The 16,500-nt window shown below is 69.6% G+C and carries 16 protein-coding genes; 8 read left to right on the forward strand and 8 right to left on the reverse strand.

The window, feature by feature from the left end; translation table 11 throughout:
• On the forward strand, positions 1 to 992 hold a 992-nt coding region (locus IJH84_RS26150; protein ID WP_295150125.1), incomplete at its 5' end, for a TM0106 family RecB-like putative nuclease.
• Positions 993 to 1,065: 73 nt separating this feature from the next.
• Here IJH84_RS26150 and IJH84_RS26155 read toward each other — a convergent pair.
• Both IJH84_RS26155 and IJH84_RS26160 read right to left on the reverse strand, forming a co-directional pair.
• Complete coding sequence (locus IJH84_RS26155) at positions 1,066 to 2,109, reverse strand: NAD(P)-dependent alcohol dehydrogenase (protein WP_307849834.1); 1,044 nt, start codon at positions 2,107 to 2,109, stop codon at positions 1,066 to 1,068.
• A gap of 36 nt (positions 2,110 to 2,145) precedes the next feature.
• Entirely contained in the window at positions 2,146 to 2,904 is a 759-nt protein-coding gene (locus IJH84_RS26160) for an SDR family NAD(P)-dependent oxidoreductase (protein ID WP_295150128.1), read from the reverse strand.
• A gap of 178 nt (positions 2,905 to 3,082) precedes the next feature.
• Here IJH84_RS26160 and IJH84_RS26165 point away from each other — a divergent pair, with 178 nt between their 5' ends.
• The 5 genes from IJH84_RS26165 (at position 3,083) to IJH84_RS26185 (ending at position 7,374) form a co-directional block, all read left to right on the forward strand.
• Positions 3,083 to 3,595 carry a hypothetical protein gene (locus tag IJH84_RS26165; RefSeq protein WP_200068077.1) on the forward strand — a complete coding sequence of 171 codons (513 nt, stop codon included), beginning with the start codon at positions 3,083 to 3,085 and terminating at the stop codon, positions 3,593 to 3,595.
• 182 nt (positions 3,596 to 3,777) lie between these two features.
• Positions 3,778 to 4,080, forward strand: coding sequence for a type VII secretion target (locus IJH84_RS26170; RefSeq protein ID WP_295150131.1), 303 nt, complete (start codon positions 3,778 to 3,780; stop codon positions 4,078 to 4,080).
• Positions 4,080 to 5,327 carry a putative T7SS-secreted protein gene (locus IJH84_RS26175; protein WP_295150134.1) on the forward strand — a complete coding sequence of 416 codons (1,248 nt, stop codon included), beginning with the start codon at positions 4,080 to 4,082 and terminating at the stop codon, positions 5,325 to 5,327. Before IJH84_RS26170 ends, IJH84_RS26175 begins: the two co-directional genes overlap by 1 nt.
• Entirely contained in the window at positions 5,287 to 5,865 is a 579-nt protein-coding gene (locus IJH84_RS26180; protein WP_295150137.1) for a hypothetical protein, read from the forward strand. Before IJH84_RS26175 ends, IJH84_RS26180 begins: the two co-directional genes overlap by 41 nt.
• Positions 5,866 to 6,063: 198 nt before the next feature.
• Entirely contained in the window at positions 6,064 to 7,374 is a 1,311-nt protein-coding gene (locus tag IJH84_RS26185; protein WP_295150140.1) for a UDP-glucose/GDP-mannose dehydrogenase family protein, read from the forward strand.
• 354 nt (positions 7,375 to 7,728) lie between these two features.
• Here the strand turns inward: IJH84_RS26185 and IJH84_RS26190 are convergent, their stop codons facing one another.
• Genes IJH84_RS26190 through IJH84_RS26200 form a run of 3 tightly spaced genes read right to left on the reverse strand, consistent with a single transcriptional unit; the run spans position 7,729 to position 10,098 of the window.
• Complete coding sequence (locus IJH84_RS26190) at positions 7,729 to 8,391, reverse strand: response regulator transcription factor (protein ID WP_200068082.1); 663 nt, start codon at positions 8,389 to 8,391, stop codon at positions 7,729 to 7,731.
• Entirely contained in the window at positions 8,391 to 9,842 is a 1,452-nt protein-coding gene (locus tag IJH84_RS26195) for an ATP-binding protein (RefSeq protein ID WP_295150143.1), read from the reverse strand. Before IJH84_RS26195 ends, IJH84_RS26190 begins: the two co-directional genes overlap by 1 nt.
• A complete protein-coding gene (locus IJH84_RS26200; RefSeq protein ID WP_200068084.1) occupies positions 9,835 to 10,098 on the reverse strand; it encodes a hypothetical protein in 264 nt (87 codons plus the stop codon). The genes IJH84_RS26195 and IJH84_RS26200 overlap by 8 nt, the downstream gene beginning before the upstream one ends.
• Before the next feature lie 131 nt (positions 10,099 to 10,229).
• Here IJH84_RS26200 and IJH84_RS26205 point away from each other — a divergent pair, with 131 nt between their 5' ends.
• Positions 10,230 to 13,478 carry a glycosyltransferase gene (locus IJH84_RS26205; RefSeq protein ID WP_295150146.1) on the forward strand — a complete coding sequence of 1,083 codons (3,249 nt, stop codon included), beginning with the start codon at positions 10,230 to 10,232 and terminating at the stop codon, positions 13,476 to 13,478.
• On the opposite strand, the gene IJH84_RS26210 is transcribed toward IJH84_RS26205, so the two are convergent.
• From IJH84_RS26210 to serS, 3 genes are read right to left on the reverse strand one after another with little or no spacing between them, the layout of a single operon-like run.
• The gene (locus IJH84_RS26210; protein ID WP_255520697.1) at positions 13,465 to 13,590 is read right to left on the reverse strand and encodes a hypothetical protein; all 126 of its coding nucleotides are present in this window, start codon (positions 13,588 to 13,590) and stop codon (positions 13,465 to 13,467) included. The genes IJH84_RS26205 and IJH84_RS26210 overlap by 14 nt on opposite strands.
• A gap of 60 nt (positions 13,591 to 13,650) precedes the next feature.
• Positions 13,651 to 14,001 carry a hypothetical protein gene (locus IJH84_RS26215; protein ID WP_295150152.1) on the reverse strand — a complete coding sequence of 117 codons (351 nt, stop codon included), beginning with the start codon at positions 13,999 to 14,001 and terminating at the stop codon, positions 13,651 to 13,653.
• A gap of 15 nt (positions 14,002 to 14,016) precedes the next feature.
• Complete coding sequence (serS, locus tag IJH84_RS26220) at positions 14,017 to 15,297, reverse strand: serine--tRNA ligase (RefSeq protein ID WP_295150155.1); 1,281 nt, start codon at positions 15,295 to 15,297, stop codon at positions 14,017 to 14,019.
• A gap of 119 nt (positions 15,298 to 15,416) precedes the next feature.
• Here serS and IJH84_RS26225 point away from each other — a divergent pair.
• The coding region (locus tag IJH84_RS26225) for a diacylglycerol kinase family protein (protein ID WP_295150158.1) at positions 15,417 to 16,500 on the forward strand (1,084 nt) is incomplete at its 3' end.

The following is a 16,500-nucleotide window of genomic DNA, read 5'->3' on the forward strand; positions in this document are numbered from 1 at the left end:
AGTACGACGCGCGGTTCGCCGACCGGCTCGCCGTCGCCACCGCGGCCGCCGCGGGCGCCGAGCCGCTGGCGCAGCCGTCCCGGATCACCGAGTGCAAGGGCTGCCCCTGGTGGCCCACCTGCGAAACCGAGCTGCGCGAGCGGCGCGACGTGAGCCTCGTCGTGCGCGGCGAAGAAGCGACGGCGATGCGGGATGCCGGGGTCGGCACCGTCGACGAGCTCGCCGCGCTGCCCGCGGAACGGCTGCCGGAGGTGCAGCTGTCGCCGGGCCGCGGCGCCGACGCGGTGCTGTTGGCCAAGGCGTGGCTGCGGGAGCTGCCGCTGGTGCGCCGGGTGCGGCGGCTGGCGGTGCCGCGCGCCGACATCGAGGTCGACGTGGACATGGAGAGCTACGCCGACTCCGGCGCCTACATGTGGGGCTGCTGGTTGTCCGGCACGGACGTCGGCGAAGAACCGGGCTACCGCGCGTTCGTGACCTGGGATCCGCTGCCGTCCGACGACGAGGCGCGGTCCTTCGCCGAGTTCTGGACCTGGTTCACCGAGCTGCGCGCGAAGGCGCACGCGCGAGGGCTCACGTTCCGCGCGTACTGCTACAACGAGCTGGCCGAGAACCGGTGGATGCTGTCCTCGGCGGAACGGTTCGCAGGCAAGCCCGGTATTCCCGAGGTGGCCCGGGTCCGCGAGTTCATCGGCTCGGACGAGTGGGTCGACCTGTTCGCGGCGGTCCGCGACCAGTTCCTGTGCCCGCACGGCAAGGGGTTGAAGGTGATCGCGCCGAGCGCCGGGTTCCACTGGCGCGACGACGAGGCCGGCGGCGAGAACTCGATGCGCTGGTATCGCGACGCGGTGGGCCTGGACGGCTACGCACCGGTGCTGTCGCAGCGCCGTCGCCTGCTGGAGTACAACGAGGACGACGTGCGGGCCACGTGGACGATCCGGCGCTGGATGACCTCCACCGCCGCGGAGCAGGTCCCGTACGCCGAGGATCTGTGAGCTGGTTCGTCAGTGCCCGTCTCGGAACCTGCGTTCGGCACTGCCGAGCGACGACCTGGGCAAAACGAGTTGCTCAGGGCACGATCACGGCGCGGCCGGTGATCTCCCCGCGGTGCAGCCGCTCGTACGCCAGCGGCGCCTCGTCGATGCCGTAGGTCTCGGTGTGCACGGTCAGCGCGCCGGAACGCGCCATTTCCAGCACCTCGATCAGCTCGTCGCGGGCGCCCCAGTACGGCGCGGCGACCGACACCTCGAACGGCGGCGAACCGAACCCCACCTGCAGCCGCCCGCCTGCGACGCCGACGATCGTGACGTCGCCTTCCACTGCGACGCAGCGGCTGGCGATCTGCACGGTGGGTTCGGCACCGACGAAGTCGAGGACGACCTCGGCGCCGAGTCCACCGGTCAGCTCCAGCACCTTCGCCGGTGCCGACTCGTCCGAGCGCAATGCGTGGTGCGCGCCGACCTCGCTCGCTAGCTGCAACGCGCTGTCCGCGACGTCCAGTGCGATGACCTGCGCCGGAGTCATCTCGCGCAGCATCTGCACGCCCAGGTGCCCCAGGCCGCCGGTGCCGATGACGACCGCGGTGCTGCCCGCGACCAGCTTCGGCAGCGAGCGCTTGATCGCGTGGTACGGGGTGAGCCCTGCGTCGGTCAGCGGCGCCGCAGCCACCGGGTCCAACCCGCGCAGCGGCACGACGTGCCGCGGGTCGTCGACGAGCATGTACTCGGCCATCGCCCCGGGCGAACCGAGGCCCGGCGGCATGATGCCGAGGTCGGCGGCCCGCGGGCAGTAGTTCTCCTTGCCCGCGGCGCACTTGTGGCACGCCCCGCAGCCCCACGGGCCGTACACCGCGACCTGGTCGCCCTCGGACAACGTGCGGACCCCGGGCCCGAGCGCGGCGATCTCGCCGACGCCTTCGTGGCCCAGCGTCAGCGGCATCGGGTACGGGAGGTCTTCCGCCGGCCAGCTCATCACCGTGATGTCCGAGTGGCACATGCCCGCGGCGAGCACGCGCAGCAGCACCTGCCCGGGGCCCGGCTGCGGGATCGGAATCTCGACCACCTGCGGCTTTCCGCCGACTTCGGTGTACTGGACGGCATTCATCGAGCTCATCGCCGAGTCCCTTCAGCGCCGTGACCGCTTTGGCGATCATTTTGGCGCCATTCGCAGCCCTCCGTCCATGCGCACGACCTCGCCGTTGAGGTAGTCGTGCTCGATGATGTTCGTCGCCAGCAGCGCGTAGTCGCCGGGCACGGCCAGCCGCTTCGGGAACGGCACGCCTTCGGCGAGCCCGCTGCGGTACTCCTCGCTGACCGTGGCCAGCATCGGGGTGTCCACGATGCCGGGGGCGATGGTCATCACCCGGATCCCGGAGGAGGCGAGGTCCCGCGCGGCGGGCAGCGTCAGGCTGGCCACTCCGCCCTTGGACGCTGCGTAGGCGGCTTGGCCGATCTGGCCGTCGTAGGCGGCGACGGAGGCGGTGTTCACCACCACCCCGCGCTGACCTTCCTGGTCAGCTTCGGTGGCGCGGATCGCCGGCGCGGCCAGCCGCAGCACGTTGAACGTGCCGAGCAGGATGACCTCGAGAACCTTGCGGAACATGTCCAGGTCGTGCGGCCCCTGCTTGCCGCTGATCCGCGCGGACGGCCCGATGCCCGCGCAGTTGACCACGATCCGCAGCGGCACGCTCGCACCGGCGGCCTGCTCGACCGCGGTCTGCACCTGCTCGGGGTCGGAGACGTCCGCGTCGCTGTAGGTCACGCCGTCCACGAGCGGCGCCTTGCCCACGGTGTCCGGCAGGTCGATGCCGAACACGCGCGCTCCCCGCTCGGCGAGCGCCCGCGCCGTCGCCGCCCCGAGCCCCGATGCCGCGCCGGTCACGATCGCCGCGGTACCGCTGATCTGCATGGGAATCCTCCTAGTCGATCGGTGCGCACCGAACGGTACTGCGAGCCTGCTTTCCAGTACTGGTCGCCTTGGGTCGACCCCACCTCGGATAGTTCCGCAAAGTTGCCATTTCTGCGGGCAGATCCCTGCTAGCGTTCCGCCCGAAGTCGACCAGTCTTGCGGAGGGATGCACCCGGCTATGGGGATGTTCGATTGGCTCACCGGCACGAAGCGACCGGGGACCGGCGTGCAACCGCGTCCCGTGCACGAGGTGCACGAGGCGCTGCTGACGGTGAACGATCCGGCCGCGCCGTACCTGGTCCGGGACGGCTCGGCGGAGTCGGTCGACCTGGTAGCGGAGTGGCGCATCGTTGATGCCGACTGGTACACGTTTTTCGCTAAAGTCGGCCTCACCAGGACGTTCAAGGTGCTGATGCGATACGACCCGCAGCAGTGCGAAGTCCGCTCGGTCGATGAGGAATGGCAGGTCGAGTGGAAATCCGGCGTGCCGGAGCTGTCCCGCTCTGTGGAGAAGCATCGTGGGCAGAAGCGTGAGGTTTCGTTCCAGAAAACGTTCGCCTTCAATAAGAAAGGCGAATATGACAAGGTCGTGGACTACAAGTTTTCCACGGGTGAGCTGAAGAACCCATTGCAGGACGCAGTGATCGGGTGCGGCTGGACCTGGCGTGCGGTCAGCTTTGGAAAGCTCTGAGGATCGACGGGCCCGAAAAGCTCCGCGTTGGTTCCGAAGCAACACGATGGTCAGCGGTAGCGGTAGTCCGCGTCGGGATACTCACGAGCTGCGGGGTCGTTCCCCGGGGGAAGGTTAGGCGTATCCGGAATCGGTCAATTTGAACGGGGTCCGGGTATGCTCTGAAAGAAGAGGATTTGCGCATGGGGGAAGGCTTCGATGTGGGTCCCGAAGAATTGCGGAAGCTGGCGTCGAACATATCCGAAGTGGTAAGCGGAGCCGATGCTGAAGTATTCGCGCGGATCGGCCGCGACGGAATGGATTTCGGGCACGGCGCGCTGAGCGCGGCTTTCCGCGACTTTTGCTCGGGTCTGGAGTCCTCGGTGAACGTGCTGAAACAGACCGCGGAATCGGCGGGCGATTCGCTGCGCGAATCCGCGCGGACTTACGAGGTCGGCGACGACGCGGCACGGCAGTCAATCCAGCAATCCGATGGGGGCGTCTGATGGCGGCGGAACTGGGGCAGACCACCGATCCGAAGGCGCTCGTGCCGGGCGAACCGGACGCGATCGATGGGAAGGCCCGCGAACTGCGCGTCGAGGGACACAAGCTGTCCGGCATCGGCGATGAGTTGAAGCGGGTCGATGTCGGCAGCTGGAAGGGCGAGGCCAGCGAAGGGTTCACGACTGCTTTCAGCAAGGAACCGCCGAAATGGCTCAAGAGCAGCGATGCGGTCGAAGACGCTTGCCGTGCCTTGATCGAGTACGCGCGCACGTTGCGCTGGGCACAATCTCAGGCGGCTCAAGCTGTTGAACTCTGGGAACAGGGCGAAGTGGCGACAGGGCAAGCCACCGCAGCGCACCAGGCGGCGATGGAACGCGCTAACGCGAACGAAGCGGCGGGTGGCCCGTCGAGCGTTCTGGGTGCCTCCTCGGACCCGGGAGAGAAGCTGCGGCAAGAAGCGCGTGAACAGCTCGACCGGGCTCGCAACCAGGTCGACGAGGTGGGGATGCGTACCGCTGGCGCCGTCGGCGGTCGGCCGGGTGCAGGACAAGGCGCGCTCGGTGCGCTTGTCGATGCTGTGACCAGCACATGGAAAACGGACGGCAAGGCCGGGGTCAGCGGGCCGGGCGCCGGGGTCGCAGCCTCCGGAGCAGGACCGAAAGGCCAGCTGGGGCAGATTCGTGCCTATGCCGAACTCGCCAAGGCCAGTGCCGAGGGGTCGGTGAGCAACGACCTGTTCAAACTCAGCGGCAAGGCAGAAGCGGGCGTGCTAGCCGAAGCCACAGCGTCCGCGTCCTTCAGCAAAGACGGCGTCGCGGGAACCGCCGAAGCGATGCTCGGGGCGAAAGCTAGTGCGGAGACCAAGGCCGAGGCTGGTCCGCTGGCGGTCGGCGGCAAGGCCGAAGGGATGGCAGGTGCACGCGCCGGCGCCAGCACGACGCTGGGCAAGGGCGGGCTTTCCGCGGAGGCCGACGCGTTCGCAGGCGCGAAGGGTAGCGTCGAAGGAAGCGCCGATGTCGGCGGTATCGGTGTGACCGGCAATGCCGAGGGATGGGCCGGTGCCGGCGCCGAAGCCGGAGTTGATTTCGGCATGAACGAGGACGGGGAATTCGAGATCGGCGCAAACGCAGGGTTGGCCCCGGGGCTCGGCGGCAAACTGGGGTTCGAAGTCACCGTCGACCCGGCCAAGGTCACCAAAACCGCTGGCGATGCCGCCGGTGCCGTCGGCGATTTCGTCGGACTCTCCTGACCGCCACAGCGCATGGCCGCCCCGCCTGTACCACCGAATGGAGTTCGAAATGGTCACGTCGATGCCGGTGCCGCTCAACTTCCGGCTGCCGGACGGTTGGACGCCTGCCCGCCCGGACGACGTCGGCGCCCCGGGCGCCGCCTTCGTCGCACTGCGCACGGCCTCGCAAGGTCCCGGCTTCACCACCAACATCACGATCGACGGCGGACATCGTTCGGATGAAGTGGAGCTGCCGACGATTGCCGACGAGTCGGTGCAGCAGCTGGCGGACGCCGGCTCCCAGGTTTCCGTGCTGAAGCGGACCGAAGTGGGGGATGCGGAATCCCCCGGGCTCACCCAGTTGCTGAAGATCGTCACGATGACCGGTGACGAGGTGCAGGACTTGACGCAATGCCAGGTTTACTTGGAAATGCCTGATGTGCACCAGCCGCAGCATCGCGCTGTGGTGCGGCTGGTGCTCACTGCCCCGGCCGAGGAGATCGACGGGTTGCTGCCACAGTTCCAGCTGTTCGTGGACTCGGTGCGGTCGAAGAACTGATCGGTCGCCTGCTGCACCGGGATTCGGTGCTGGGGGGTGTTGAACGGCCGGATACCGGGTTGCCACCGTGCGGGCAGCAGTGCGTGAACAGTTTTCAAAAGGGCTTCCCGGTGCGTCGAACTGTGCCACGATCCGATCGGATCAGCTTTCCGGCCTGGGGTTTCCCGGCCGGGCCGCGTGCTGGGAGGTCGGTGCACCGTGTTCGCTCGCCGGATCGTGGTCGTCGGAACCGGTTACGTCGGGTTGACCACCGGGGCGTGTCTGGCGTCGCTGGGGCATCGGGTGGTGTGCAGCGATGTGGACGCGGCGAAGGTGGCGCGCTTGTCCCGCGGTGAGGTGGGGATCCTCGAACCCGGGCTCGCCGAGCTGGTCGCCGAGGGGATCGCGGCGGGGCGGCTGGAGTTCGCGGTCGGTTCGGCCGGTGCGGTCGCCGATGCCGAGGTGGTGTTCCTGTGCGTGCCGACTCCGATGGGGGCCGACGGCGCGGCGGATCTGGCGGCGGTGGAGTCGGTCGTGTCCGAGGTCGCCTGCGCGCTGCCTTCCGGGTGCGTGCTGGTGTGCAAGTCGACCGTGCCGGTCGGTACCTCGGCGCGGGTGGCCGAGCTGGTCGGGCGACCGGACGTGCCGACCGTGTCCAACCCGGAGTTCCTGCGCGAAGGTTCCGCGGTGCACGACTTCCTCAACCCCGACCGGATCGTCGTCGGATCCGACTCGCAGGACGCCGCCGAGCGGGTCGCCGCGCTCTACGCGCGCCTCGGCGCGCCGACCGTGCTGACCGACGCCGCCAGCGCCGAACTGGTCAAGTACGCGGCGAACTGCTTCCTGGCCACCAAGTTGTCCTACGTGAACGCGGTGGCCGAGCTGTGCGAGCGGCTCGGCGCGAACATCTCCGACGTCACCGAGGGCATGGGCTACGACCGGCGGATCGGGCAGTCCTTCCTGCAGCCCGGGCCGGGCTGGGGCGGCTCGTGCCTGCCGAAGGACACCGCGGCGATGATGCGGGTCGCCTCGTCGGTGGGATTCGAGTTCGAACTGCTCGGTGCGGCGATCGACTCGAACGCGCGGCAGCGCGAGCGCGTGGTGGACAAGGTCGCCGACGCGTGCGGGGAAGGCTTGCGGCGCTCGCTGGAGGGGGTGCGGCTGGGCCTGCTCGGGCTCACGTTCAAGGCGGGCACCGACGACCTGCGGGATTCTCCGGCGCTGGCGGTCGCGGAGCTGCTGGCCGCGCGGGGTGCGGAGCTGGTGGCCTGCGACCCGGGGTTGTGCGGTGACGAGCCGGGCCTGCAGGGCGTGGTTTCGCTGGTCGACGACCCGTACGAGGCGGCGAAGGGATCGGCGGGGCTCGTGGTGCTGACCGAGTGGCCGCAATTCCGGGCGCTGGAGTGGCCGCGCGTGGCCGGGCTGCTGGCCGGGCCGGTCGTGGTGGACACCCGCAACCACCTCGACCCGGACATGCTGCGCCGCGCGGGAATCACCTGCCACGGCGCCGGACGGGTCGCCGTGGGTTGAGTCCGCTGAGCACTGCTCTGTTGATCGGCCCGGGCGCCGTCGGAGGGCGCCCGCGATCAGCTCGCAACCTGTGGACGGTGCCGTTCCAGACGCCTCCGGACGCTTTCGCGGGAACGGGCGGTGGACGGCTCGGCGAAGCGAACGTGAACGGTTGACGAGTCGTCCTTCAGCTTTCCGCACTGTGCGGCTTCGCCAGCGGAAACATGCCGTCCACAAGTTGTGGACAAATCCCGTTTCCACAGGTCCGGCCTGTGGATGAACGGGGTTGTGGGCCGGGTTGTGCACAGCTGTGGATCGAGTTGTCCACAAGTGTGCACAACTGCGATCCGCGCCGCGCCGGCGAGCACCGCAGGCTCACGCCCCGAGCCGGTAGCCCATCCCGCGCACCGTCCGAATCCGGTCGCTGCCGATCTTGCGGCGCAGCGCGCGCACGTAGACGTCCACGACGTTGGAACCGGGATCGAAGTCGTAACCCCACACGTGCGAGAGGATCTGCTCCCGGGACAGCACCTGCCCGGAATGCCGCAAGAACAGCTCCAGCATCGCGAACTCCCGCGCCGTGAGGTCCACCGTCGAATCCGGCAGCTGCACCCGGCGGGTCCGCAGGTCCAGCGACAGCTCCCCCTCGCGCAGCACCGTCACGTCCGGCGTGCGCTCCGCCGAGCGCAGCCGCAGCCGCACCCGCGCCAGCAGCTCCTCGAACCGGAACGGCTTGGTCATGTAGTCGTCCGCGCCGCCTTCCAGCCCGGCGACCGTGTCGCTGACCGAGTCCCGCGCCGTCAGGATGATCACCGGGATGCTCACCTGCCGCGCCCGGACCTGCTGCAGCACCGCGAAGCCGTCCGGACCCGGCAGCCCCAGGTCGAGCACCGCCAAGTCGAAATCACCACTGATCAGGTGCCGGAACGCGCTGTCCCCGTCGCCGACCGAGGTGGTGCTGAACCCGTTCGCGCGCAGCCCCTTCTCCAGGAACGCCGCGATCCGCCCCTCGTCCTCGATGATCAGGATCTTGCTCATCAGTGCGCCTCCTCGGCGGTCGGGGAAGGGGCGGTCGCCGGCGGCCGGGCGGGCAGCTCGAGGGTGAACGTGGCCCCGGACCCGGGTTCGGAGCGCACCCGGACGGCGCCGTGGTGCGCTTCGGCGATCGCGGCCACGATCGCCAGCCCCAGCCCGGCACCGCCGCGGCGCCCGGAGCTGCCGTGCGCGAACCGGCCGAAGATCCGCTCCACCTCGGCGGCCTCGACGCCCGGCCCGCGGTCGGTCACCCACAGCGCCAGGCGCCCGCGGTCCAGCGCGGAGCCGAGCCGGATCTCCGATCCGTCCTCGGTGTGCTGCACCGCGTTCTGCGCTAGCTGCACCATCGCCTGGGTCAGCCGTTGCGGGTCGACCACGACGTCGCCCTCGCCGATGCTCTCCAGCACCCATCTGCGGTCCCCGAGCGAGCGGACCTTCGCCTCGATGTCGCTGGTCAGCTCCGCCAGCGGGAAGTCGGTGGGCGTCACGAAATCCGGCCGGTCGGCCTTGGCCAGCATCAGCAGCTCCTCGACGATCCGGGTCATCCGGTCCAGCTCGTCGGTGCACAACCGGACCACCTCGTCGCGCTCGGCCGGGTCGTCCCCGAGCAGTTCGAGGTGTCCGCGCACGATCGTGCTCGGGGTGCGCAGCTCGTGGCTGGCGTCGTCGACGAACTGCCGCTGGGTGCGGAACGCGGCCTCCAGCCGGTCCAGCATCGCGTTGAACTGGTAGGCCAGCGCGGCGATGTCGTCGCGCCCCTCGACCGGGATGCGCCGGGTCAGGTCGTGCTCGCTGATCTCGGCCGCGGTGTGCCGCACGGTGCGCACCGGCGCCAGGATGGCGCCCGCGACCACCCACGAAGAACCGGCGGCCAGCAGCACGCCGAACGCGCTGACCAGCGTGAGCGTCTGCGCGGCGCGGCGGACCTCGGCGAGTTCGTGCTCGGTGAAGTGCGCGGTGACGAACCACGCCCGCCCGCCCTGGGCGGTCACCGCCTGCACCTTCACCCAGCGCACCGGTCCGGCACCGGTCTGCGCGGTGCCGTGTGCGCGGGGGTCGGCGGTGATGCGTTCCAGCAGGCCGGGTTCCTGCACCGCCCGCTTGGTGCCGGTGTCCTGCGACTGCATCCGCCAGTCCAGGCCGGTCGGGGTCTGCCACGCCCCGATCAGCGCCTCCCAGGCGTCCGGGTACTGGCGGCCGAGGTGGGAGTCGAACAGCTGCGCCGGGTCGCCGAGCAGCGCGCCGGTGGCGGGGTCGCGCCCGGTGCGGGCGTAGTTGACGAACTCGCCGACTTCCTGCTCCATCGAGCCGGTGACCTTGTTCATCGCCTCGTTGTGCAGGAACTGCCACACCAGCAGGACCACCGCGGTCAGCACCGCGACCAGCACGAGCAGCATCCACGCCATGATCTTCGCGCGGGCCGGGAGGCGGATGCCGCGCAGCGGCTCAGTCATCGTCGGGGTCGTCCGGTTCGGGCTCGTCGTCATCGTCCGGTTCGGGTGGCGGCAACTCCGCGGTCGGGGCGGGGCCGGTGCTCGGCGCGGGCGCCGTCGGCACCGGCGTGGACGGACCGGGGGAGATGCCGACGCGCACTTCGGCGGGCACCTGCGGAGTTCGCGGGCCTTCGGTCAACGCGTAGCTGAGCACGACGACGAGCAGCGGCAGCGCCAGCGCGGCGAGCAGCAAGGACAACCGGGGCACCGACCGCATGGCTCCACCCTCCCGGTCGCGTCGGGGGTGCGCGATGAATTGTGGATGAGAACTCCTTCATGCGAACCCGGTCCGGGGCGCCACGGCGAGGCGCTAGCCTGCTCGGCGAACGGCGCGCGAGGGGTTTGGACATGGACGAGGACGGCGACCGGTGGCTGGACTGGACCGGGGAGCGCTGCGTGCCCTGGGCAGACGACGTGCAGGTGATCTACGAGCACTACCACCGCTACGCGCTGGCCGCCCGGTTCGTGCGCGGCAAGCGGGTGCTCGACCTGGCCTGCGGCGAGGGCTACGGCGCTGCGCTGCTGGCCGCCGAAGGCGCCGAGGTGGTGGGTCTCGACGTCGACCCGGCCGCGGTGCAGCACGCGACGCGGCGCTACGGCGGCCGCGGCGTCTCGTTCCGCACCGGCTCGATCACCGATCCGGCGGCGCTGGCCGAGGAGAAGCCGTTCGACGTGGTCGTGTGCTTCGAGGCGATCGAGCACGTCGAAGATCACGACGCGGTGCTCGCACTGGTCCGCTCGAGCCTGCAACAGGGCGGGTTGTTCCTGGTCAGCACACCGGACACGACGATCTACCAGCACGCGCACGGCAACGACAACCCGTTCCACGCCAAGGAGCTCTCCGCCGCGGAGTTCGATTCGCTGCTGGAGGGCGCGTTCCGGCACGTGGCGGTGCTCAAGCAGAACACCGCGGTCGGTTCGGTGCTCGCGCCCGCCGACCACGGTGATCCGGACACCGCGATCGAGGGCGTCCGGTTGCAGACCTTGCACCGCGAGAGCTCCGAGTCGTGGACGGTGCACCAGGGCCTGCCGCACACCTACCTGCTCGGCGTCGCGTCGGATCGGCGGTTGCCGAAGCTGCCTGCCGCGGCGGTGCTGCTCGACGACGAGCTGACGCTGGCCCGCGGTGCGCAGGACGTGCGCCCGGTCGTCGAGCAGCGCGACGAGGCCGTCGCCGACGTGGCCAAGCTCAACGAGCTCTACCGAAGCAGCCGCGCGGAAGCGGACGAGCTGAAGGGCGCGGTCGCCCGGCTCGAAGAGCTGCGCAAGGCCGAGGAACGGCGCGCCGTGGCGGCCGAGTCCGAACGCGAACGCTTCCGCGCCGAGTTGGCGCAGGTCAACGAATTGGTCGAAGGCGCTCGCCGGAACGCGGAACGCGACGGGGCCCGCATCGAGTGGTTGCGCGAAACCGTCGCTCGGCTGGAGGAGCGCGCCGCCGGAGCCGAGCACCGCGCCGGTGAGCTGACCACCCGCAACGCCGAACTGGAAGCGCAGAACTCCGCGCTGGTGCAGCGCGCCGTGCGCAAGTACCGCACCGTCGTGGAGCGCGTCGCGCCGCGCGGCACCACCCGCCGCGACGTCTACGAGATCGCCCTGGGCCGCGAGCCCGGTTCGGCGCGCCCGGCCGTGCAGCAGGAGACCGGCCCGATCGCGGTGCCGCGCAGCGACGAGCCGGTGGTCAGCGTGATCGTGCCGGTGCACGGCAAGTGGCCCTACACGCGGCAGTGCCTGCGGTTCCTCGCCGGGCACCTGGTGTCGGTGCCGTTCGAGGTGGTCGTGGTGGACGACGCCTCGCCGGACGACAGCGCGGCCAAGCTCGCCGCCTGCGACGGGGTGCGGCTGGTGCGCGCGGAGCGCAACCTCGGGTTCATCGGTGCCTGCAACCTCGGGGCCGAGCACGCGCGCGGCAGGCACCTGTTCTTCCTGAACAACGACGCCGAAGTCACCGAGTCCTGGTTGGACACCCTGATGTCCACGATGGACTCGAACGAGCGGATCGGGCTGGTCGGCGCGAAACTCGTCTATCCCGACGGCAGGCTGCAGGAGTGCGGCGCCGTCGTGTGGTCCGACGGCACCGGCTGGAACCTCGGCCGCGGCGGGGATCCGGACGCCGCCGAGTACAACGACGTCCGCGACGTCGACTACTGCTCCGGTGCGGCGATCCTGGTGCGCGCCGGGGTGTTCCGCGAGGTCGGCGGTTTCGACGGCCGGTTCGCGCCCGCCTACTACGAGGACACCGACCTCGCGTTCGCCGTGCGCGCGGCCGGCTACCGCACCGTGGTGCAGCCGAAAGCCGTGGTGGTGCACCACGAGGGCATCTCGAACGGGACCGACGCGTCCACCGGCGTGAAGCGGCACCAGGAGCTCAACCGGCAGGTGTTCGTGGACAAGTGGGCCGACGCGCTCGCCGACCACCTGCCGGAAGCCTCGCCGCGCAACCTCTGGATGGCCCGCAACCGCGGCACTCGCGGGCATCGCGGGCCGATCGTGCTGGTCAAGGACCACCAGGTACCGCGGCCGGACTTCGACTCCGGGTCGGTGCGGATCCGCCGGATGCTGGCGCAGCTGGTCGAACTCGGCGCGCGGGTGGTGTTCTTCCCCGGCAACCACGCCCGGCTGGAGCCCTACACCGGGGACCTCCAGCAGCTCGGCGTGACCGTGCTGCCCGCACCCGAGCTCCAGCAGGCGTTCCTGGCCGAAGCGGGCGCGGAGATCTCGCTGGCGCTGCTGTCCCGCCCGCAGGTCGCGTGGAGCCTGGTGGAACAGCTGCGCACCGACGCGCCGCAGGCGCTGATCGCCTACGACACGGTGGACGTGCACTTCCTGCGGTTGCAGCGGCAGGCCGCGCTGGCCGCGGAGCAGGCGGAGCCGGAGCTGGCGAAGTCGTTGCGGCGCAAGGCTCTCGCGTCCCGCGAGATGGAGCTCGGGCTGACCCGGGCCTGCGACGTGACGCTGGTGGTCTCGGAGGCCGAGCAGGAGCTGCTCGCCGAACTCGTCCCGGACGCCGACGTGCGCGTGCTGTCCAACGTGCACGACGTGCGCGCGGAGCCCGCGCACCCGTGGGGACGCCGCGACGTGCTGTTCGTCGGCAGCTTCGACCACCCGCCGAACCGGGACGCGGCGTTGTGGGCGGCGCGCGAGATCATGCCGCTCGTCCGCGAGCAGTGCCCGGACGCGGTGCTGCACGTCGTCGGCTCCAACCCCACCGAGGACGTGCTGGCGTTGGCCGGGGACGGCGTGCAGGTGCACGGCTGGGTGCCCGACCTGCGGGCGCGCTACGACGGCGCGCGGGTCACGCTCGCCCCTTTGCGGTTCGGCGCCGGGGTGAAGGGCAAGGTCGGCGAGAGCGCCGGGTTCGGGGTGCCGGTGGCCGGCACGACGCTCGCGCTGGAAGGCATGCACCTGGAACCGGAGCGGGACGTGCTGGTCGCCGACGACGCGCCGGGACTGGCCGCGGCCGTGGTGCGGCTGCTCACCGACGACGCCACCTGGTCGCGGCTGTCCGCTGCGGGCATGGCCGGAGTGTCCGCGCAGTTCGGTCCGGCGGTTTCCGCCGCCGCCCTCGCCGAGCTGCTGGGGACGGTCAGCGCGCCGTGATGCGCGCCCGCGCCGAGGAGTTGTTCACGTAGCCCTTCGGATTCCACAGCTGCGCGGCGCTTTCCGGCTGCACGGCCGCGGAGGTGTCCCACGCGCGAGCGGTGCTCGGCACACCTTCCGCGCGGTTCCGCCTCGCCGGATACCCGCTGCGGCCGCGTCGAACAGGGGGGAGTCAGCCGCGCACGGTCGGCGGGGTCTGCGAGAGCTGCTGCGTGAGCAGCTGCTGGAAGGTGTTCTCCGCGTTCTGCTCGTTCGGGTCGCTGGTCTCCACGATGACCACGAACCCGTGCGCGACGTAGGCGGTGCGGAACACGCCGCCGCCGGTGGTCACCACCTGCACGCCCTGGTACGACAGGTCCTTGTCCGGGCTGAGTCCCTGCTGGTCGTTCAGGTACGCCTGCGCGACGGCCGAAGCGGCACCGTCGTTCGGCATCCGCACGGTCAGCAGCACCACCGAGGGCGGCCCGTCGGTGCGGTTGATCCAGCCGTCGATCATGCCGCCCTGCAACGCCGCGTTGCGCACCGGATCGCTGCGGCCTCAGACCAGCTCGAACGTTTCCAAGCCGCCGAGGTAGGGGCGGAGCCTTTCCGGGACCGTGACCGTGCCGTCGGCATTTTGATGGTTCTCCAAAATCGCCACGATCCAACGCGTGGTTGCCAGGGTTCCGTTCAGGGTGGCCACCGGCCTGGTGCCTTTGGCGTCGACGCCGGGGATCCGCTCCCGGATATTGAGCCGGCGCGCCTGGAAACCCGTGCAATTCGAGGTCGAGGTCAATTCGCGGTACTGGCCCTGACTGGGAATCCAGGCTTCGCAGTCGAATTTGCGCGCCGCGGAAAGCCCCAAATCTCCGGCGGCGGTATCGATCACCCGATACGGCACCCCGAGGTTCGCCAGCATTTCCTCTTCCCAGGCCAGCAGCCTCGCGTGTTCCGCTTCGGCTTCGTCCAAGGTGGTGTACACGAACATCTCGAGCTTGTTGAACTGGTGTACCCGAATGATGCCCCGGGTGTCCTTGCCGGCCGAACCGGCCTCGCGGCGGTAGCAGGATGACCAACCGGCATAACGCAGCGGCCCCTTCGACAGGTCGATGATCTCATCGCCGTGGTAACCGGCCAGAGCCACCTCCGAGGTGCCGACCAGGTAGAGATCGTCCTTTTCCAAGCGGTAGATCTCGTCATCGTGCTTGACATCGAATCCGGTTCCCGCCATGGTCTCCGGGCGGACCAGGGTCGGCGTGATCATCGGAATGAAGCCGTACCGCAGAGCCTGGTCGAGCGCCATGTTCATGAGCGCGATTTCAAGCCTGGCCACCGGGCCTTTGAGGAAGCTGAACCGGGCACCGGAGACCTTCGCGCCGCGCTCCATGTCGATGCCGCCGATCAACTCGCCGATCTCCAGATGATCCCGGGGTTCGAACCCGGCCGCCGAAAAATCCCGCGGCTGGCCCACCGTTTTGACCAGCTCGAAGTCGGCCTCGCCGCCAGTGGGCACGCCGTCGATGATCAGGTTCGGGAACGCCCTAAGCAGTTCGTCCAGCTCGGCCTGCGCCGCGTCGGCCGCCACTGCGGCGGTTTTGACCTGGCCGGCGAGCTCCTTGACCTGGCCGAGCAACTCCTGCTTCGCTTCGCCCTTGGCTGCGGCGACCTTTTTCCCGAAGGCATTCTGTTCGGCCCGCAAGGCCTCAAAGGAGGTGATCGCGTGCTTCCGGGACTGGTCCGCGGAAATGATCGAGTCCACCAGGGATTCCTTGTCGCCGCGCGCACGCTGGCTGGCTCGGTAGACATCCGGATTCTCACAAAGGTCTTTGACATCGATCATGAAGCTAAGCCTATAACCCGAGGGCCCCGAGCCTCGCTTGCGAGGCACCCGGGACTAATTCGGCCGCCGCACGTTAATCAGTCAGCACAGCAGTTGGCACGGACTATTGTAGGAAGACTATGACTCCCGCACTCTGGATCACACTGATCGCCGTCGGCGCAGTGGTCCTTTCCATCGCAAGCTGGTGGGGGGTCCGGAAGTTGGGCCGGAAGCACAACCGGAGCGCGGTCGGCGAACCGGCACAGCCCGGACCGTCCGGACCGCAGAAGGTCGCCGTGGTGTTGAATCCGGTCAAGGCCCAGGCGAACCAGGCCAAGTCTGCGATCCGGGCCGCGATCGCCGACGCCGGCTGGCCGGAGCCGCTGTTTTTGGAAACCACGGTTGCAGATCCCGGCTATGCGCAAACCCGGCAAGCGCTGAACTGGGGGGCCGACGTCGTGGTGGTCGGCGGCGGAGACGGGACCGTGCGGGTGGTCGCGGAGGTCCTCAAGCACACTCCGGTGGCGATGGGTTTGGTCCCGTTGGGCACCGGGAACCTGCTGGCCCGGAACCTCGACCTGGACATCAACAATGTCGACGCCAATGTCCGCACCGCTTTGTTCGGCTACCAACGCCGGGTGGACACCGCGACCATGGAGCTGGAGAACTCGGTCTCCGGGGCACACTCGACGCACACCTTCTTGGTGATCGCCGGCATCGGCATGGACGCCGAAGTGGTCGGCGACACCAATGACGGATTAAAGAAGTCGGTCGGCTGGCTCGCCTACAGCGAGGCCGGGGTGCGGCACCTGCCGGGGCGCCGGAAAAAGGTCGCGGTCGCGCTCGACGACGCTCCCAGCCAGCAGCGCAAAGTCCGCTCGGTGTTGTTCGCCAATTGCGGACTGCTCCCGGGCGGCATCGATTTCATCCCCGGCGCACTCATCGACGACGGGATCCTGGACGTCGTCGTGATGAGCCCGCGCAGCGCGCTGGGCTGGATCGCGATGATGGGCAAAGTGCTGTTCAAGCACAATCGCAAGCTGCCGGTGATCGACTTCTACCGCGCCGAAACCATCGTGCTGCGCACTGCGGTGCCGGAAGAGACCCAGCTCGACGGCGATCCGACGGGCAAAGCCACCAAGGTCACCATCGCCGTCGAAAAACGCGCGCTCACCGTCCGGGTGAACCCGGATCACGCCCCCGAAGAACACGGCCGCTGGGCTG

Origin of the sequence: Saccharopolyspora sp., from assembly GCF_017434145.1 — a bacterium.
Classification (GTDB): domain Bacteria; phylum Actinomycetota; class Actinomycetes; order Mycobacteriales; family Pseudonocardiaceae; genus Saccharopolyspora_C; species Saccharopolyspora_C galaxeae.